Origin of the sequence: Brachybacterium sp. YJGR34, assembly GCF_003347015.1 — a bacterium.
GTDB lineage: Bacteria > Actinomycetota > Actinomycetes > Actinomycetales > Dermabacteraceae > Brachybacterium.
Window position 1 is genome coordinate 320438 of sequence record NZ_PNFB01000002.1, and the last position, 20021, is coordinate 340458.

The 20021-nt window shown below is 68.3% G+C and carries 12 protein-coding genes; 11 read left to right on the forward strand and 1 reads right to left on the reverse strand.

The genetic code is table 11. The features are described 5' to 3' along the window. Positions 1-184: 184 nt before the first annotated feature. The 7 genes from rpoB to tuf all read left to right on the forward strand — a co-directional run bounded on the left by rpoB (position 185) and on the right by tuf (position 14323). Positions 185-3673 (forward strand): DNA-directed RNA polymerase subunit beta, encoded by a 3489-nt coding sequence (gene rpoB / locus CXH06_RS03395; protein ID WP_114853736.1) that lies wholly within the window; start codon positions 185-187, stop codon positions 3671-3673. 122 nt (positions 3674-3795) lie between these two features. Then, a complete protein-coding gene (locus tag CXH06_RS03400; protein WP_114853737.1) occupies positions 3796-7680 on the forward strand; it encodes a DNA-directed RNA polymerase subunit beta' in 3885 nt (1294 codons plus the stop codon). 415 nt (positions 7681-8095) lie between these two features. Continuing rightward, the gene (locus tag CXH06_RS18750; protein WP_114853738.1) at positions 8096-9391 is read left to right on the forward strand and encodes a resuscitation-promoting factor; all 1296 of its coding nucleotides are present in this window, start codon (positions 8096-8098) and stop codon (positions 9389-9391) included. 530 nt (positions 9392-9921) lie between these two features. After that, positions 9922-10296 carry a 30S ribosomal protein S12 gene (rpsL, locus tag CXH06_RS03410; RefSeq protein WP_114853739.1) on the forward strand — a complete coding sequence of 125 codons (375 nt, stop codon included), beginning with the start codon at positions 9922-9924 and terminating at the stop codon, positions 10294-10296. Then, complete coding sequence (gene rpsG, locus CXH06_RS03415) at positions 10296-10766, forward strand: 30S ribosomal protein S7 (protein ID WP_114853740.1); 471 nt, start codon at positions 10296-10298, stop codon at positions 10764-10766. The genes rpsL and rpsG overlap by 1 nt, the downstream gene beginning before the upstream one ends. Positions 10767-10856: 90 nt before the next feature. Next, a complete protein-coding gene (fusA, locus tag CXH06_RS03420; RefSeq protein WP_114853741.1) occupies positions 10857-13004 on the forward strand; it encodes an elongation factor G in 2148 nt (715 codons plus the stop codon). A gap of 131 nt (positions 13005-13135) precedes the next feature. Then, positions 13136-14323 carry an elongation factor Tu gene (tuf, locus tag CXH06_RS03425; RefSeq protein ID WP_114853742.1) on the forward strand — a complete coding sequence of 396 codons (1188 nt, stop codon included), beginning with the start codon at positions 13136-13138 and terminating at the stop codon, positions 14321-14323. A gap of 469 nt (positions 14324-14792) precedes the next feature. Here tuf and CXH06_RS18505 read toward each other — a convergent pair whose 3' ends face one another. Beyond that, positions 14793-15692, reverse strand: a complete 900-nt coding sequence (locus tag CXH06_RS18505; RefSeq protein WP_232820176.1) for a general stress protein — start codon at positions 15690-15692, stop codon at positions 14793-14795. A gap of 230 nt (positions 15693-15922) precedes the next feature. On the opposite strand from CXH06_RS18505, the gene ngcE reads away from it, so the two are divergent. From ngcE to rpsJ, 4 genes are all read left to right on the forward strand, one after another. Continuing rightward, positions 15923-17371, forward strand: coding sequence for an N-acetylglucosamine/diacetylchitobiose ABC transporter substrate-binding protein (gene ngcE, locus CXH06_RS03435; RefSeq protein WP_114853743.1), 1449 nt, complete (start codon positions 15923-15925; stop codon positions 17369-17371). 92 nt (positions 17372-17463) lie between these two features. Beyond that, on the forward strand, positions 17464-18399 hold the full coding sequence (locus CXH06_RS03440; protein WP_114853833.1) for a carbohydrate ABC transporter permease: 936 nt from the start codon (positions 17464-17466) through the stop codon (positions 18397-18399). Further along, positions 18396-19331: a carbohydrate ABC transporter permease gene (locus CXH06_RS03445; protein WP_114853744.1), complete on the forward strand. Its 936-nt coding sequence runs from the start codon at positions 18396-18398 to the stop codon at positions 19329-19331. Before CXH06_RS03440 ends, CXH06_RS03445 begins: the two co-directional genes overlap by 4 nt. Before the next feature lie 374 nt (positions 19332-19705). Further along, entirely contained in the window at positions 19706-20014 is a 309-nt protein-coding gene (rpsJ, locus tag CXH06_RS03450; protein ID WP_087484116.1) for a 30S ribosomal protein S10, read from the forward strand. The last annotated feature ends 7 nt before the right edge of the window (positions 20015-20021 follow it).

Here is a 20021-nt window from a genome sequence, read left to right on the forward strand (position 1 = left end):
GACGCGGATGGACCCGCCGCGCCGCGGCGCTTGCGTCCATCCGCGATCTTGTGTATGCTCGGTCCTTGCGCTGTGTGTCTCCCCGTCGGTCCTGCCGCTCCGTCTCATCACGTTGCCTGCTCCGCTCACCGAGGGGTGTCCACCGCGCCTGGGATTCCGTCATCGGCCTGTGGAAGGACCCCCCTTGGCTGCCTCGAGCACCGATCGCACCACCGACATCGCACTTCGCACCGCCTCTCCTCGCGTGACCTTCGCGAAGCTCGGCGACCCTCTCGACGTCCCGGATCTGCTGAGTCTGCAGACCACCTCGTTCGACTGGCTGCTGGGCAACGAGCGCTGGCAGGAGCGGGCCGCTGAGGCCGCCTCCGCCGGACGCGAGGACGTCCCGCAGACCTCTGGTCTGGCCGACATCCTCGAGGAGATCTCCCCGATCGAGGACTTCGCCGGCAACATGTCGCTGTCCTTCCGGGACCACACCTTCGACGACCCGAAGTACACGGTCGACGAGTGCAAGGAGAAGGACCTCACCTACGCCGCTCCGCTGTACGTCATCGCGGAGTTCATGAACAACGAGACCGGCGAGATCAAGACCCAGACGGTCTTCATGGGCGAGTTCCCGCTCATGACCGGCAAGGGCACCTTCATCATCAACGGCACGGAGCGCGTCGTCGTCTCCCAGCTGGTCCGCTCCCCGGGCGTGTACTTCGAGGAGAGCATCGACAAGACCAGCGACAAGCACATCTTCTCCGCCAAGGTCATCCCCTCGCGCGGTGCCTGGCTCGAGTTCGAGGTCGACAAGCGCGATCAGGTCGGCGTGCGCATCGACCGCAAGCGCAAGCAGTCCGTGACCACGCTGCTGCAGGCGCTGGGCCTGTCCCACAGCGACATCCTCGAGGAGTTCGGCGAGTTCGAGTCGATGCGCTCGACCCTCGAGAAGGATCGCATCTCCTCGCAGGACGAGGCGCTCATCGACATCTATCGCAAGCAGCGTCCGGGCGAGCCGCCCACGCGCGATGCGGGCGAGGCGATGCTCAACAACCTCTACTTCAACGACAAGCGCTACGACCTCGCGAAGGTCGGCCGCTACAAGATCGGCAAGAAGCTCGGTCTCGAGGGCAGCCTGTCGGAGTCCACGCTCCGCCTCCAGGACATCGTCTCCACGATCAAGTACATCGTCGCGCTGCACGACGGCGTCTCGGAGTACACCAGCTCCGACGGCCGCACCGTCCGCGTCGAGACCGACGACATCGACCACTTCGGCAACCGTCGCATCCGCGCCGTCGGCGAGCTGATCCAGAACCAGGTCCGCACGGGCCTGTCCCGCATGGAGCGCGTCGTCCGCGAGCGCATGACCACGCAGGACGTCGAGGCGATCACCCCGCTGACCCTGATCAACATCCGTCCGGTCACCGCGGCGATCAAGGAGTTCTTCGGAACCTCCCAGCTCTCGCAGTTCATGGACCAGAACAACCCGCTGTCGGGCCTGACGCACAAGCGCCGCCTCTCGGCGCTGGGCCCGGGCGGCCTCTCCCGTGACCGCGCCGGCATGGAGGTCCGTGACGTCCACCCGTCGCACTACGGCCGCATGTGCCCGATCGAGACCCCTGAGGGTCCGAACATCGGTCTGATCGGCTCGCTGGCGACCTTCGCCCGCATCAACCCCTTCGGCTTCATCGAGACCCCGTACCGCAAGGTCACCGGCGGCCTCGTGACCGACGAGATCGTCTACCTCACCGCGGACGACGAGGACCGTCACATCATCGCGCAGGCCAACGCGAAGATCGGTGAGGACGGCCGCTTCGTCGAGGAGCAGGTGCTGGTGCGTCTCGCCGGCGGCGAGCCGGACCTGGTCGACGCGGCCGACGTCGACTTCATGGACGTCTCCGCCCGCCAGATGGTCTCCGTCGCCACCGCGATGATCCCCTTCCTCGAGCACGACGATGCCAACCGTGCGCTCATGGGCTCGAACATGCAGCGCCAGGCGGTGCCGCTGCTCAAGGCCGAGATGCCGCTGGTCGGCACCGGCATGGAGCGTCGCGCCGCGGTCGACGCGGGCGACGTCATCGTGGCCCAGAAGGGCGGCGTCATCGAGGAGCTGTCGGCGGACCTCATCATGGTGATGGCCGACGACGGCACCCGTCAGACCTACCCGATCGGGAAGTTCCAGCGCTCCAACGCCGGCAACTCCTACAACCAGCGCGTGCTCTTCGACGAGGGCGATCGGGTCGAGGCCGGCTCGATCCTGGCCGACGGCCCCTCCACCGATCAGGGCGAGCTCTCCATCGGCAAGAACCTGCTGGTCGCGTTCATGTCCTGGGAGGGCCACAACTACGAGGACGGCATCATCCTGTCCTCGCGGATGGTCCAGGACGACGTCCTCACCTCGATCCACATCGAGGAGCACGAGGTCGACGCCCGCGACACCAAGCTGGGCAAGGAGGAGATCACCCGGGACATCCCGAACGTCGGCGACGACGTGCTGGCCGATCTCGACGAGCGCGGCATCATCCGCATCGGCGCCGAGGTCGAGCCGGGCGACATCCTGGTCGGCAAGGTCACCCCCAAGGGCGAGACGGAGCTGACCCCGGAGGAGCGCCTGCTGCGCGCCATCTTCGGCGAGAAGGCCCGAGAGGTGCGCGACACCTCGCTGCGCGTCCCCCACGGCGAGTCGGGCACCGTCATCGGCGTGCGCGTGTTCACCGATGACGAGGACGGGGACATCCTCCCCACCGGCGTCAACGAGATGGTCCGCGTGTACGTGGCCCAGAAGCGCAAGATCACCGACGGCGACAAGCTCGCCGGACGCCACGGCAACAAGGGCGTCATCGCGAAGATCCTGCCGGTCGAGGACATGCCCTTCCTGGAGGACGGCACCCCGATCGACATCATCCTCAACCCGATGGGCGTGCCCGGCCGTATGAACATCGGCCAGGTCATGGAGACCCACCTGGGCTGGGTGGCCAAGTCCGGCTGGGACCTCGACGGCGACGATCCGACGTTCTCGGAGCTGCCCGAGGCCGCGCTGCACGGCGAGCCCGGCACCCCCGTGGCCGTCCCGGTCTTCGACGGCCTCACCGCCGACGAGGTCACCGGCCTGATCGCCAACCACCGTCCCAACCGCGACGGCGAGCGGATGATCAAGGAGAGCGGCAAGGCGCGCCTGTTCGACGGTCGCTCCGGCGAGCCGTTCCCGGACCCGATCTCCGTGGGCTACATGTACATGCTCAAGCTCCACCACCTGGTGGACGACAAGCTGCACGCGCGCTCCACCGGCCCGTACTCGATGATCACGCAGCAGCCGCTGGGCGGCAAGGCCCAGTTCGGCGGCCAGCGCTTCGGCGAGATGGAGGTGTGGGCCCTCGAGGCCTACGGCGCCGCGTACGCCCTGCAGGAGCTGCTGACCATCAAGTCCGACGACATCTCCGGTCGCGTGAAGGTCTACGAGGCCATCGTCAAGGGCGAGAACATCCCCGAGCCCGGGATCCCCGAGTCGTTCCGGGTGCTGCTCAAGGAGATGCAGTCGCTGTGCCTGAACGTGGAGGTGCTGTCCAGCGACGGCACCGCCCAGGAGGTCCAGGAGAGCGACGAGGAGGTCTTCCGCGCCGCGGAGGAGCTCGGCATCGACCTGTCCCGCCGGCCCCACGAGGGCGTCGGCTCCATCGAAGAGGTCTGACGGACCGGGGACCGGGAGCCCGCGAGGAGAGCGCGCACGCGCGATGACCCGCGGCTCCCGGCCCCGCCCTCGACCCCCCGTTCCCTCAGACACCACGACTTCCGATCGAGAGAAGGACACCTGTGCTCGACGTCAACACCTTCGATGAGCTGCGCATCGGCCTCGCCACCGCCGATGACATCCGCGGCTGGTCCCACGGCGAGGTCAAGAAGCCCGAGACCATCAACTACCGCACCCTGAAGCCCGAGATGGACGGCCTGTTCTGCGAGCGCATCTTCGGCCCCACCCGGGACTGGGAGTGCTACTGCGGCAAGTACAAGCGCGTCCGCTTCAAGGGCATCGTCTGCGAGCGCTGCGGCGTGGAGGTCACCAAGTCCTCCGTGCGCCGTGAGCGCATGGGTCACGTGGAGCTCGCCGCCCCGGTCACCCACATCTGGTACTTCAAGGGCGTGCCGAGCCGTCTCGGCTACCTGCTGGACCTCGCGCCGAAGGATCTCGAGAAGATCATCTACTTCGCCGCGTACATGATCACCTCGGTGGACGACCAGGCCCGCCACGAGGACATGCCCGATCTGCAGGCCCGCTTCGACCTCGAGGTCAAGGAGCTCGAGAACGAGCGCGACGCCGCGATCAACCAGCGCGCCGTCTCCGCGGAGAAGGACCTCGCCCAGCTCGAGGAGGAGGGCGCCAAGGCCGATGCGAAGCGCAAGGTCCGCGACTCCTCCGAGCGCGAGCAGGCCCAGCTGCGCAAGAAGTACGACGGCGAGATCGAGCGCATCACCCGCGTGTGGGACCGCTTCAAGTCGCTCAAGGTCGCCGACCTCGAGGGCGACGAGCAGCTCTACCGCGCGATGAAGCTCCGCTACGGCACCTACTTCGAGGGCGGCATGGGCGCCGAGGCGCTCCAGCGCCGGCTGCAGGACTTCGATCTCGAGGCCGAGGCGGTCACGCTCCGCGAGGTCATCGCCACCGGCAAGGGGCAGAAGAAGGCCCGTGCGCTCAAGCGCCTCAAGGTCGTCTCCGCGTTCCTGTCCACCACCAACTCGCCCGTGGGCATGGTGCTGGACGCCGTCCCGGTGATCCCCCCGGACCTGCGTCCGATGGTGCAGCTGGACGGCGGTCGCTTCGCGACCTCCGACCTCAACGACCTGTACCGCCGCGTGATCAACCGCAACAACCGCCTCAAGCGGCTGCTGGACCTCGGCGCGCCCGAGATCATCGTGAACAACGAGAAGCGCATGCTGCAGGAGTCGGTCGACTCGCTGTTCGACAACGGTCGCCGCGGCCGCCCGGTCACCGGACCGGGCAACCGCCCGCTGAAGTCGCTCTCGGACATGCTCAAGGGCAAGCAGGGCCGTTTCCGCCAGAACCTGCTGGGCAAGCGCGTGGACTACTCCGCCCGCTCCGTCATCGTCAACGGCCCGCAGCTGCGCCTGCACCAGTGCGGTCTGCCCAAGGGCATGGCGCTCGAGCTGTTCAAGCCCTTCGTCATGAAGCGCCTGGTCGAGCTCTCGCACGCCCAGAACGTCAAGGCCGCCAAGCGGATGGTCGAGCGGGCGCGCCCCGAGGTGTGGGACGTCCTCGAAGAGGTCATCACCGAGCACCCCGTGCTGCTGAACCGTGCACCCACCCTGCACCGTCTGGGCATCCAGGCCTTCGAGCCGCAGCTGGTCGAGGGCAAGGCCATCCATCTGCACCCGCTGGTCTGCGCCGCGTTCAACGCGGACTTCGACGGCGACCAGATGGCCGTGCACCTGCCCCTGAGCGCGGAGGCGCAGGCCGAGGCCCGCATCCTCATGCTCTCGAGCAACAACATCCTCAAGCCGTCCGACGGCCGCCCCGTGACCATGCCCGCCCAGGACATGATCATCGGTCTGTACCACCTCACCACGGTGCGCGACGAGGTCACCGGCGCGGGACGCCTCTTTGCCTCCGAGGCTGAGGCGATCATGGCCCACGACCGCGACGAGCTCCACCTCAACGCTCCGGTGACGATCCGGTTCACGGATCTGGTGCCGCCGAGCGACTGGGAGGCCCCGGAGGGCTGGACCGAGGGCGACCCGGTCCTGCTGAAGACCACCCTGGGCACCGTGCTGTTCAACGAGACCCTGCCGGTCGACTTCCCGTTCGTGCAGGGCCAGGTCGGCAAGAAGCGTCTGGGCGGCATCGTCAACGCGCTCGCGGAGCGCTACGACAAGGGCCAGGTGGCCGCGTCGCTGGACGCCCTGAAGGCCTACGGCTTCTCGTGGTCGACCCGCTCGGGCGCGTCCTTCGCGCTGTCCGACGTCGTCACCCCGCCGAACAAGGCGGAGATCATCGCCCGGTTCGAGGCGAAGGCCGCCCAGGTCCAGGAGAACCGTGACCTCGGTCTGGTCTCCGAGACCGAGCGCAACATGGAGCTCATCGACATCTGGACCGAGGCGACCAACGAGGTCGACCAGGCGATGCGGGAGAACTTCGAGCGGACCAACACCATCTACCGCATGGTGGACTCGGGCGCTCGAGGCAACTGGATGCAGATCCGTCAGATCGCCGGTATGCGCGGTCTGGTGAACAACCCGAAGGGCGAGATCATCCCGCGCCCGATCCTCTCCAACTACAAGGAGGGGCTCTCGGTCCTGGAGTACTTCATCGCCTCGCACGGCTCCCGCAAGGGCCTCGCGGACACGGCGCTGAAGACCGCGCAGTCGGGCTACCTGACCCGTCGTCTGGTGGACGTCTCGCAGGACGTCATCGTCCGCGAGGACGACTGCGGCACCACCAAGGGCCTGGTCATCCCGATCGCCGTGGACGAGGCGGGCGAGCTGCGCACGCACGAGCACGTCGAGTCCACCGCCTACGGACGTGTCCTGGCCACCGCGGCCATCGGCGCCGACGGCGAGGAGGCGGCCCCGGCCGGAACCGATGTGGGCGACGTCCAGATCGAGAAGCTGGTCGCGGCCGGTGTGCGCACGATCAAGATCCGCTCCGTGCTGACCTGCGACTCCGCGGTGGGCACCTGCGCCCAGTGCTACGGCCGCTCGCTCGCGACCGGCCAGCTGGTCGACATCGGCGAGGCCGTGGGCATCGTCGCGGCCCAGTCCATCGGCGAGCCCGGCACCCAGCTGACCATGCGTACCTTCCACTCCGGTGGTGTGGCCAGCGCCGACGGCGACATCACGCACGGTCTGCCGCGTGTGCAGGAGCTCTTCGAGGCCCGCACCCCGGCCGGCTTCGCGCCGATCACCGAGTTCGCCGGCCGCGCCGAGGTCGAGGAGAACGACAAGCAGCGTCGGATCACGGTCACCCCGGACGACGGCTCGGACCCGGTGTCCTACACCGTCTCCAAGCGCGTCACCCTGCTGATCGCCGACGGCGACCATGTCGAGGTGGGTCAGCAGCTCACCCAGGGCTCCGTCGATCCCAAGCAGGTGCTGCGCATCCTCGGCCCCCGGGCCGTCCAGCAGCACCTGGTGGACGAGGTCCAGAAGGTGTACATCAGCCAGGGCGTGGACATCCACGCCAAGCACATCGAGGTCATCGTGCGCCAGATGCTCCGTCGCGTGACGGTCATCGAGTCCGGCGACACCGGTCTGCTGCCCGGCGACTTCGCCGAGCGCGTCACCTTCGAGCGGGAGAACCGTCGGGTCCTCTCCGAGGGCGGCCAGCCGGCGTCCGGGCGCCCGGAGCTGATGGGCATCACCAAGGCCTCCCTGGCGACCGAGTCGTGGCTCTCGGCGGCCTCCTTCCAGGAGACCACCCGCGTGCTCACCGAGGCCGCCCTGAACCGCAAGAGCGACTCGCTCATGGGGCTCAAGGAGAACGTCATCATCGGCAAGCTCATCCCCGCCGGCACTGGCCTGGCGCGGTTCCGCCACATCGCGGTCGAGCCCACCGACGAGGCGAAGGCTCAGATGTACCAGGTGCCCGGCTACGACGAGCTGGACTTCTCCGGCTTCGGCCAGACCGGCGCGGTCAACCTGGACGACATCGACTACGCCGATCCGTTCCGCACGGACTTCCGCTGAGCCGATGACGGCCGCCGCGCGCGGCGGCCGAGCGTCCCGAGGGGCGGTCCCATCCTGCGATGGGGCCGCCCCTCGGGCCGTCCGGAGCCGGCTCGGCCCGGCCCCGCTGTGCGCGACGGCCATGGCGTGGACCACCCTGCAGGCCCCTGGTCGGCCCCCAGCTGTGACGTGTCGGACCTGGACATTCACGGGAGGGTAAAGAGCTCTTGGCGCCTTGTCCAAAGTCTGCCTGGGCCCCTTACGTGCTGCCGCCGCAGGCGGAACGATGGCTCGAGCAGTTCCCATGCATCCTTCCTGCTGCCCCTCGCGACCGAGGGAGCGCGCGTGCCGGAGCTGCAGGCCCCGCCCGGCGGGGCCCGACGCTCAGGCAATGACACGATCGCCGCGCGACCGCGGCAGAGATACAGGTGGACCAGTGAAGAAGACTCCGTGGATCATCGGCGCGGCGACCGTATGCGTCGTGGCCGTCGGCGGCGGCGGGACGGCGTACGCCATCTCGAACCAGGCCGAGATCACCGTGCACGGCGAGGAGTCGTCCGTGCGCATCTTCTCCCAGCCGACGGTGGCCGAGCTGCTCGAGGCGCAGGGCATCGAGCTCAGCGACACGGATCTGGTCCTGCCGGGCCTGGACGAGACCGTCACCGACGGCATGACCATCCAGGTCGTCCAGCGCACCCCGGTCACCGTGACCGTCGACGGCACCGAGCAGGAGGTGCTCACCACCGGTGACACCGTCGCCGATGCGCTCGAGGAGGTCGACTACCCGACCGAGGGCGCCGCCGTCACCCCGGCGCCGGAGACCGAGCTCGACGAGGTCGAGGACACGGTCGAGATCGTCACCCGCAAGACCGTCACCTTCGTGGGCCAGCGCGGCCAGGACACCTTCGAGGTCACCGCCCTCACCGTGGGCGAGGCGATGGAGAAGGTGCTCGGCGACATCGAGGACACCGACACCGCCGACGTCGATCGCGACACCCTGCTCGAGGACGGCGCCACCCACACCGTCCAGCGCGTGCGCGAGCGCGAGCGCACGGAGACCGAGGAGATCCCGTACGAGACGAAGACCGTCGAGGACGACTCCCTGCTCGAGGGCACCACGAAGACCACGACCGAGGGCAAGGTCGGCTCCACGGAGAAGGTCTACGCCGAGACCACCGTCGACGGCGAGGTCACCGAGTCGGAGCTGGTCTCCGAGGAGGTCGTCACCGAGCCGGTGACCGAGGTCGTCGCCGAGGGCACCAAGCCCAAGCCGGAGCCCGAGCCGGAGCCCGAGCCGCAGGAGGAGAGCTCCTCGTCCAGCGAGCAGCGCTCCGAGAGCCGCTCCAACCGCAGCACCGAGCGCGAGTCGGCCCCGAGCGAGGAGTCCAGCTCCTCCGAGAGCGAGAGCTCCGACTCCTCCGAGGCCGAGGAGTCCAGCTCCTCCGAGAGCTCCGGCGGCGGCGCCTCCGCCCCGTCCGTCTCCGACGGCTCCGTGTGGGATCGTCTCGCCCAGTGCGAGTCCGGCGGCAACTGGTCGATCAACACCGGCAACGGCTTCTCCGGCGGTCTGCAGTTCACCAAGTCGACCTGGCTCGCCTTCGGCGGCGGGCAGTACGCCCCGGTGGCGCACCAGGCCACCCGCGAGCAGCAGATCGCGGTGGCCAAGAAGGTCCAGGCCGGCCAGGGCTGGGGCGCATGGCCCGCCTGCACCTCGAAGCTGGGGATCCGCTGATCCGCTGACACCACCTGCGGGCCACCGGTCCGCACCGCTCCGACGAGCGCGCCGCACTGCTGCGGCGCGCTCGTCGTGCTTCCAGGGGAGGGGTCGTCTACCCCGCCGGCACCGTGCGGGGCAAACAGATCGCCACGCGGCGTCATGTGATCTGCGTCGGAACCCGGAGGAAGCTTTGACCCCGTGCATCGCCGCTCAGTAGACTGCGGATGCGTCCGGAGTGCCCTCTGGTCGTGAGCTGGGACAGACCCGCCGCCCCTTCGGGTGGAGGCGGGGGACGTCCCCCGCGAGGAGCGGATCCTTGCGGCGTGCCCGATTACGGGACGGCCGGCCGGGCCCGGCCTCCGTCCCCCGGGCGCCGATCACGGTCCCCCCGGACGCCCGGCAGGTGCCATCACCTGACGGGCGGGTCGATCCGCCGAGCTCTCCCGGGCCTGGGAGCGGCGCATCGGGTCGCCGACCGTGCGAACGGTCGAAGATGTTGATCCTTCGGTGCGAACAGCGTCGAGGGCTGACAAGGAAGAGAAGCTGTGCCCACTATTCAGCAGTTGGTGCGCAAGGGGCGGGACGCCAAGTCCTCCGCCTCGAAGACGCCCGCGCTCAAGGGTTCGCCCCAGCGCCGCGGTGTCTGCACGCGCGTCTACACCCAGACCCCCAAGAAGCCGAACTCCGCGCTGCGCAAGATCGCGCGCGTGAAGCTCTCCACCGGCGTCGAGGTCACCGCGTACATCCCCGGCGAGGGCCACAACCTCCAGGAGCACTCCATCGTGCTGGTCCGCGGCGGTCGTGTGAAGGACCTCCCCGGTGTCCGCTACAAGATCGTCCGCGGCGCGCTGGACACCCAGTCCGTCAAGGGTCGCCAGCAGGCGCGCTCCCGCTACGGCGCGAAGAAGGAGAAGAAGTAATGCCTCGTAAGGGCCCCGCTCCCAAGCGCCAGCTCGTCGTCGACCCCGTCTACGGCTCGCCGATCGTCACCCAGCTCATCAACAAGATCCTTCTGGACGGCAAGAAGACCGTCGCCGAGGGGATCGTCTACGGGGCCCTCGAGGGCGCCCGGGAGAAGAACGGCCAGGATCCGGTCGTCACCCTCAAGAAGGCGCTGGACAACATCCGTCCCTCCCTCGAGGTCCGCTCCCGCCGCGTCGGCGGTGCGACCTACCAGGTCCCGATCGAGGTCAAGCCCGGCCGTGCCACCACGCTGGCGCTGCGCTGGCTGGTCAGCTACTCCCGCGCCCGCCGCGAGAACACGATGACCGAGCGCCTGATGAACGAGATCCTCGACGCCTCCAACGGCCTCGGCGCCGCGGTCAAGCGTCGCGAGGACACCCACAAGATGGCCGAGTCCAACCGGGCCTTCGCGCACTACCGCTGGTGAGTGCAGGCGGGACCCGCTCCTCGTGAGCGGGTCCCGCTCGCCGCCCTCCGGCACCTCTCCCAGGACCGTTCTCCAGAAAGGCACAAGCCCGTGGCACTCGAAGTGCTCAGCGACCTGAACAAGGTCCGCAACATCGGCATCATGGCTCACATCGATGCCGGCAAGACCACCACGACCGAGCGCATCCTCTTCTACACCGGCGTGAACTACAAGATGGGCGAGACCCACGACGGTGCCGGCACGATGGACTGGATGGACCAGGAGAAGGAGCGCGGCATCACGATCACGTCGGCCGCGACGACCTGCTACTGGCACGACAACCAGATCAACATCATCGACACGCCCGGCCACGTCGACTTCACCGTCGAGGTGGAGCGCTCGCTGCGCGTGCTCGACGGCGCCGTCGCGGTGTTCGACGGCAAGGAGGGCGTGGAGCCCCAGTCGGAGACCGTCTGGCGCCAGGCCGACAAGTACGACGTCCCCCGCATCTGCTTCGTCAACAAGATGGACAAGCTGGGCGCCGACTTCTTCTTCACCGTCAAGACCATCATCGAGCGCCTCGGTGCGAAGCCGCTGGTCATGCAGGTCCCGATCGGTGCGGAGAACGAGTTCACCGGCGTCGTCGACCTGGTCGAGATGAAGGCGTACGACTGGCCGGAGGTCCTCGAGGAGGACATGGCCGTCATCAACTCCAAGAAGGGCGATCCGTCGCTGGGCCAGTGGCAGCGGGAGATCCCGATCCCCGCCGAGCTGCAGGACACCGTCGACGAGTACCGCGCCAAGCTGGTCGAGGACGTCGCCGAGAGCTCCGAGGAGCTCATGGACAAGTACCTCGAGGAGGGCGACCTCTCCGTCGACGAGCTCAAGTCCGGCATCCGCCACCTGACCGTCAACTCCGAGGCCTACCCGGTCTTCTGCGGCAGCGCCTTCAAGAACAAGGGCGTCCAGCCCATGCTCGACGGCGTCATCGACTACCTGCCCTCCCCGATCGACGTGCCCCCGATGGTCGGCCACAAGCCGAACGACGAGTCCGTCGAGCTCACCCGCAAGCCGGACTGGGACGAGCCCTTCTCGGGCCTCGCCTTCAAGGTCGCCGCGCACCCGTTCTTCGGGTCGCTGACCTACGTGCGCGTCTACTCCGGCCAGGTCAAGCAGGGCGAGCAGATCCTCAACGCCACCACCGGCAAGAAGGAGCGCGTCGGCAAGCTGTTCCAGATGCACTCCAACAAGGAGAACCCGGTGGAGGAGGCCTTCGCGGGCCACATCTACGCGTTCATCGGCCTGAAGGACACCACCACCGGTGACACCCTCACGGACTCGACGAACCCGATCCAGCTGGAGTCGATGACCTTCCCGGAGCCCGTGATCTCCGTGGCCATCGAGCCCAAGACCAAGGGCGACCAGGAGAAGCTGGGTGTGGCCATCCAGAAGCTCGCCAAGGAGGACCCGACCTTCCAGGTGGAGCTCGACGAGGAGACGGGCCAGACCGTCATCAAGGGCATGGGCGAGCTGCACCTCGACATCCTCGTGGACCGCATGCGCCGCGAGTTCAACGTCGAGGCGAACATCGGCAAGCCCCAGGTCGCCTACCGCGAGACCATCAAGCGCGTCGTGGAGAAGTACGACTTCACCCACAAGAAGCAGACCGGTGGTTCCGGCCAGTTCGCGAAGGTGCAGCTCACCTTCGGTCCTCTGGAGGACGCCGAGGAGGGCGTGTTCTACGAGTTCGAGAACAAGGTCACCGGCGGTCGCATCCCGCGCGAGTACATCCCGAGCGTGGACGCGGGCATCCAGGACGCCCTGGAGTCCGGCATCATCGCCGGCTACCCGGTGGTGAACGTCAAGGCGTCCCTGCTCGACGGCGCGTACCACGACGTCGACTCCTCCGAGATGGCGTTCAAGATCGCCGGCTCCATGGCGGCCAAGGAGGCCCTGCGCAAGGCGCAGCCGGTCATCCTCGAGCCCCTCATGGACGTCGAGGTCCGCACGCCGGAGGATTACATGGGAGATGTCATCGGCGACCTGAACTCCAGGCGAGGTCAGGTCCAGTCGATGGAGGACGCGAGCGGGGTCAAGATCGTCCGTGCTCTCGTCCCGCTGTCGGAGATGTTCGGCTATGTCGGGGACCTGCGGTCCAAGACCCAGGGCCGGGCGATGTACACCATGCAGTTCGACAGCTACGCGGAGGTCCCGTCCAGCATCGCGGACGAGATCGTCGCGAAGACCCGGGGCGAGTGAGGAACCGGGGAGAGCGGGTAGGCTCCTTCTCCTGCTCTCCCCATCGTTCCCCCTCGGAGCTCCACCCTCACGGGTGGGATCCGATCCCGATCCAGCAGTACCACGATTAGAAGTCCTAGGAGGACACCATCATGGCGAAGGCCAAGTTCGAGCGGACCAAGCCGCACGTCAACATCGGCACCATCGGTCACGTCGACCACGGCAAGACCACGCTGAGCGCCGCGATCTCGAAGGTTCTGTACGACAAGTTCCCCGAGGTCAATCAGAAGCGTGACTTCGACCAGATCGACAACGCGCCCGAGGAGAAGCAGCGCGGCATCACGATCAACGTCTCGCACATCGAGTACGAGACCGACAAGCGCCACTACGCGCACGTCGACGCCCCGGGCCACGCCGACTACGTGAAGAACATGATCACCGGTGCGGCGCAGATGGACGGCGCCATCCTCGTGGTCGCCGCCACCGACGGCCCGATGGCCCAGACCCGTGAGCACGTTCTGCTCGCCAAGCAGGTCGGCGTCCCCTACCTGCTCGCCGCGCTGAACAAGGCCGACATGGTCGACGACGAGGAGATCCTCGAGCTCGTCGAGATGGAGGTCCGCGAGATGCTCGGTTCGCAGGGCTTCGACGAGGACGCGCCGGTCATCCAGGTCTCCGCTCTCAAGGCGCTCGAGGGCGACGAGAAGTGGGTCAAGGCCGTCGAGGACCTCATGGAGGCCGTCGACGCGTCGATCCCGGACCCGGTCCGCGACCTCGACCAGCCGTTCCTCATGCCGATCGAGGACGTCTTCACGATCCAGGGTCGTGGCACCGTCGTCACCGGCAAGGTCGACCGCGGCAAGCTCGCGATCAACTCCGAGATCGAGATCCTGGGCATCCGCGAGCCGCAGAAGACCACGGTCACCGGCATCGAGATGTTCCACAAGCAGATGGACGAGGCGTGGGCCGGCGAGAACTGCGGTCTGCTCCTGCGTGGCACCAAGCGTGAGGACGTCGAGCGCGGCCAGGTCGTGGCCAAGCCCGGCACCATCACCCCGCACACCAACTTCGAGGCGCAGGTCTACATCCTGTCCAAGGACGAGGGCGGCCGTCACAACCCGTTCTACTCGAACTACCGTCCGCAGTTCTACTTCCGGACCACCGACGTCACCGGCGTCATCACGCTGCCCGAGGGCACCGAGATGGTCATGCCCGGCGACAACACCGAGATGGCGGTCGAGCTGATCCAGCCCATCGCCATGGAGGAGGGCCTCGGCTTCGCCATCCGTGAGGGTGGCCGCACCGTGGGCTCCGGCCGCGTCACCAAGATCACCAAGTGATCGCCGCGGGGGAGACCCCGCATCCCTGACGCGCGCTGCGCGCACAGAGGGCCCCGCACCGGATTCCGGTGCGGGGCCCTCTCGCATGCCCGGAAGGGCTCGTGCGTCCCGCTGGCCGCGTATCCCGCCGGCCCCGCATTCCCCGCCGGCGCTGGCTGCGCGCTGACGACGAGCTGCGTGGGGCGGGCGGCGGCCCTGTGCGATCACTGTCGAAATACGGACAGGCAGGCCCCTATGCGCGCTGCCTGTCCGTATTTCGACAGTGATCGTCACGGACGCCCTTGTCGTCGGTGTGCCACCGGGCCGCGGACGCCCGTAGCCTCGCGGCCTGTCGCCCCTCGCGGGCCCGTCGTGCCGCGCCTCCTTGCACGGTGCCTCCTCATGGGCCGCGGAGACGACGCGGCCCCCGTGCCGCGGAGTGCGGGACGGGGGCCGAGGGAGTGCGCGGTGCAGCGCTCGGAACCGGAGGTCAGCCCTCGGCGCCGCGATCCTGGTCGCCCGCCGAGGGCGACGTCGGCGCGGGCTGGCCGTAGGTGGGGCGAGCATGGGGCGCACCCTCGCCGGCAGCGGCCGGGGGAGCGGCGGGGGTCGCCGGCTGTCCGTACGAGGGTCGATGCGGACGCGACGCCTCCTCCGCCGTGCCCTGCGAGGGCGTGCTCTGCTCCTGCTGCGGTGCGGGGGCCATGGCCTGCTGCCACGGCCGGCCGTGGCCCTGCTGCTGCGGCGCCTGCTGGCCCGGATCCGGCTGACCCGGCTGCACCGGCGATGCGGGAGCGCCGTACTGTCCGTGGGCGTGCTGCCCGGGGCTGGGCTGCCCAGGTGCGGACTGCGGATACCCCGGCGCAGGAGCCGCCGGCACCGGACGGGCCGGCACGGCACCGGTCTCGGCGAGGATGCGGCGCGCCTGATCGGCGTGCTTGTGCTCGACCAGCAGCTCGTACTGCATCGGGATCGTCGCGGTCATCGAGGTGAAGTCGCGCTTGCCGCCCGTCATCGCATAGCCCATCACGGACCAGACGGTGAAGAACACGATGCCCATCAGGATGCTGGTCAGCACGATCATGAGGTTGCCCGGCGTGATGAGCAGCAGCAGGAGGCCGAAGAAGAGACCCATCCAGAGCCCGGAGAGCACGCCCTGGGAGATCACGCGCGGCCAGGTCCGACGCCCGGTGACCCGCTCCATGAGCTTGAGGTCGGTGCCCACGATCAGCGTGCTCTGCACGGGGAACTGGCGATCCGCCAGCGTGTCCACCACGGACTGCACCTCCTGATAGGTGCTGTAGACGCCGAGGGACCTCGGGTATTCGAGGTCGTACAGCCGCGCGGTCAGCGGCGAGGCGTTCTGGGGCGTCTGGGGAGGCTGGCTCATGGGGACCACCGTAATCCAGCGGACGCCGAATCGCCTGGGCGATGCCCGGATGTTCCATGAGGATCTCCCGGCGATCGCCGGGCGCTCCGCACGGGTGACCGAACCGTGACGTCGACGTGGCCGGGCATGCACCGGAAACGGGCGAATGCGGCGTAGTGTGGTGTGGGACACACGTGGGGCCGGTGTCGACGACGCGCCCCCCGATCCTTGCGACGACGGAAGAGGACTCCATGAGCATGCACAGGGACGACATGACCCCGCTGGAGCGTCTGGGCGCCTCTCGTCGGAGCTTCCTGGCCCTTGCCGGCGCCGGCGCCGGGGCGGGCGTCCTCGCGGCCTGCGCCGGAGGCGGGGGCGGAAGCGGGGACGAGGGCGACGACGGCGGCTCCGTCAGCGGAGAGGGCGAGGTCTCGGACCAGAATCCGCTGGGGGTCGACGAGGCCGCTCCGGTCTCCGCGGTCATCTTCGACGGCGGCTACGGCACGGAGTACGCGGAGTCCGCGGGCGAGAAGTACATGGAGCTCCATCCGGAGGCGGCCGTCGAGGTCACCGCGACGGTCAACATCCAGCAGGATCTGCAGCCGCAGTTCGCCGGCGGCACCCCGCCGGACGTCTTCGACAACTCCGGTGCCCAGAAGCTCCCGATCGACGGGTTGATCCCGCAGGTCGCGGACCTCTCCGACCTGCTCGCCGCCCCGATGGTCGACGCGGAGGGCACCGTCGAGGAGAACCTCCTGGCCGGCGCGACCACGCCTGGCATGTTCAACGGCGCCTTCCTCGGCATGAACTACGTCTACACGGTGTTCGCCCTGTGGTACTCGGCCACGGAGTTCGAGGAGAAGGGGTGGAGCGTCCCGGAGACCTGGGAGGACCTCATGGCGCTGGGGGAGACCGTCAAGGGAGAGGGGCGCTATCTGTTCTCCTACGGCGGGCAGAACGCCTCGAACTACTACCAGGAGATGGCCCTGTCGATGGCCGCCAAGCTCGGTGGTCCCGAGGTGCTGACGGCGATCGACAACCTCGAGGAGGGGGCTTTCGAGCAGGAGGCCGTCGTCCAGGCGTACGACGCCCTCGAGGCCGCGGTCGAGGCAGGGTACTTCGAACCCGGCGGCGAGGGCATCAAGCACACCGATGCCCAGACCAACTGGGTGAACGGCAGTTCGGTGTTCTACCCCTCCGGCTCCTGGATCGAGAACGAGCAGGCGGACGTCACCCCCGAGGGCTATGCGATGACCGGTGCGCCGGTCCCGTCCCTGGCGGGGAGCGCGATGCCTCACGAGGCCTTCCACGGGACCGCGGCGGAGCAGTTCTTCGTGCCCTCCGGCGGCGAGAATCCCGCGGGCGGTGCCGAGTTCCTGCGGATCATGCTCTCCAAGGAGATGGCGGCGAACTTCGTCGAGCTCACCAAGGCGCCTTCGGTCATCCGCGACACCGTCCCCGAGGACGGCTTCGGGTCGACGGCCCTCGCCTCGGCGAACGCCATGATCCAGGCCGCCGGCGAGAACGTCTTCACCTACAACTTCTCGGACTGGTACGGGCTGGGTGCGGACTCGATCACCAACTGGACCAGCTTCCTCAAGGGGGACACCGACGCGGCCGCCCTGCGCGCCGCAGAGCAGGCGATGATCGACGGGGTCCGGGAGGACGACTCGATCACCACGTTCGAGGCTGGTCCGTGACCTCGTCCGGAGCGGCTCTCGGGCCGGGCACGACGGCGGCGGCGACCTCGCGAGGAACCCGCCGCCGTCGACGCGTGCCGAGCGTGGAGCGGATGCTCTTCTTCCTCGTCTTCCTGGGGATCCCGCTGGCCGTGTATCTGATGTTCGTCGTCTCGCCCTTCGCGCAGTCCTTCTACTACTCCCTGACGGACTGGTCCGGGCTCAGCCCGTCCATGGAGTTCATCGGGGCGGCGAACTACGCGCGGATCGCCGGGGACGCCGTCTTCTGGATGTCACTGCGCAACAACCTGGCGCTCCTCATCGTGCTGCCCCTGGTCACGATCGTGCTCGCGTATGCGCTGGCGGTCATGGTGACCATCGGCGGCAGCACCCGCGGCGGGGTCCGCGGGGTGCGCGGCGCGGGCTTCTACCGCATCATCAGCTTCTTCCCCTACGCGATCCCTGCCGTGATCACCGGCATCCTGTTCAACTTCATCTATCACCCGGGCGGCGGACTGCTCAACGGCTTCCTCAACCTGCTGCTGGGTCCCGTGAACCTGGTGCTGTCCCTGCTGGGAGCTCAGCCGGTCCCCGCGATCAGCACCGCCTGGCTCGGTGATCCCCGGGTCGCCCTGGCGGCCGTCGGCTTCGCGATCGTGTGGACCTTCGTCGGGTTCTACATGGTCCTGTTCGTCGCCGGCATCAAGTCCATCCCGCAGGAGGTGCTCGAGGCGGCCCGCATCGACGGCGCCGGGCGCCTGCGCAGCGCCGTGCAGATCGTCGCGCCGATGGTCCGCGACAACATCTCCACCGCCCTGGTCTACATGGGGATCTTCGCGCTGGACGCCTTCACCTTCGTCTCCGTCATGACCCCCAACGGCGGCACCGCCAACAGCACCAAGGTGGTCTCCCTGCACCTCTACCAGACCGCCTTCCGCGACGGCCGCTTCGGCGAGGCGAGCGCGATGGGCGTCATCATGGCCGTGGTGACGATGCTGGTCGCGGTGCTGGTCATCCTCCTCGGCCGCAGTCGGAGGGAGGAGCGATGACCGCCGTCGGCACCTCGGCCGAGGCGTCGCCACCCCCTGGGGCGCCGGAGCGGCCGCGCGCCTCGCGGCGGCGCGGCGGGCGGGGATCTCGGGCGGGTGACGGCGCCGGCTTCACGGCCCTGCATCACGTGGTGCTCTCGCTCTGGGCGCTGCTGGTGGTCCTGCCGCTGCTGTGGACGGTGTACACCTCGCTGAAGACCTCCCGCGAGATCCTCTCCGACCCTTTCGGCCTGCCCGCGGTCCCGCAGCTGTCCAACTACTCCCGTGCCTGGGAGGAGGCGCGGATCGGGGAGTACTTCCTCAACACCCTGATCGTGGTCGGCACGGCGCTCGTGGTGGTGATGCTGCTGGGGGCGATGTGCGCCTACGTGCTGGCGCGCTACCGCTTCCCCGGCAACCGGATCATCTACTTCGGCATGGTCGCGGGGCTGACCTTCCCGATCTTCCTCGCCGTGGTGCCGCTGTTCTTCGTGCTGCGGAACATGGGGCTGCTGGACGGGCGGATGGGGCTCGTGGGCGTCATCCTGTCCTACGTCGCCTTCGCGCTGCCCTTCACGGTGTTCTTCCTGCACTCGTTCTTCACGAGCCTGCCCGAGGAGATCAGCGAGGCCGCGGCCATCGACGGCGCCGGAGACTTCCGCACCTTCTTCCAGGTGATGCTGCCGATGGCGACGCCGGGGCTGGCCTCGGTCGCGATCTTCAACTTCCTGGGTCTGTGGAACCAGTACCTGCTCCCGCTGGTGCTGAACACCGATCGTCGCAACCACGTCCTCGCCCAGGGGCTGGTGAACCTCCAGGCGCAGCAGGGCTACCAGGTGGATTGGGGAGGCATGTTCGCCTCGGTCGTCATCACCGTCATCCCCGTGCTCGTGGTCTACGTGATCTTCCAGCGCCAGCTGCAGGGCGGGGTGGGTCCGGGCACGATGAAGTGAGCGGCGACGCTCCCGCCGCCCCCTGCGCGCGGAGCGCCGGTGACGTGCTGTGATCTGTGACCGGGTGCACGGGCGTCTCCCTTGTGGGGTGAGCTCGCCGTCTGGCAGACTGTTCGAGTTGTCTGCGCGGGCCGACATGCCCGGTTCCGTTCTCCGAGGATCCCTCGGCGAATGATCACCGGATGAGGTCCGTCCCGAGGATGCGAACTGTGCCCCTGGCACGGACCGCGCATCGCGACGAGGGAACAGACGCAGAAGCAGCCGGAACTCGGCGGCCTCATGCTGGGCTCGTGTGCCCCGCAGAGGCCGACACGCCCGTCCTCGGGTGTCGGGGAGGCTGCATCCATGCCAGACGAGAAGAGAGACAGGACGCCATGGCGGGACAGAAGATCCGCATCCGGCTCAAGTCGTACGACCACGAGGTGATCGACACCTCGGCGCGCAAGATCGTCGACACGGTCACCAGCGCGGGCGCGACGGTCGTGGGCCCGGTGCCGCTGCCGACGGAGAAGAACGTGTTCTGCGTGATCCGTTCTCCCCACAAGTACAAGGACTCCCGTGAGCACTTCGAGATGCGCACGCACAAGCGACTGATCGACATCGTCGATCCCACGCCCAAGGCCGTGGACTCGCTCATGCGCCTCGACCTGCCGGCGGATGTCAACATCGAGATCAAGCTCTGAGGGTGGT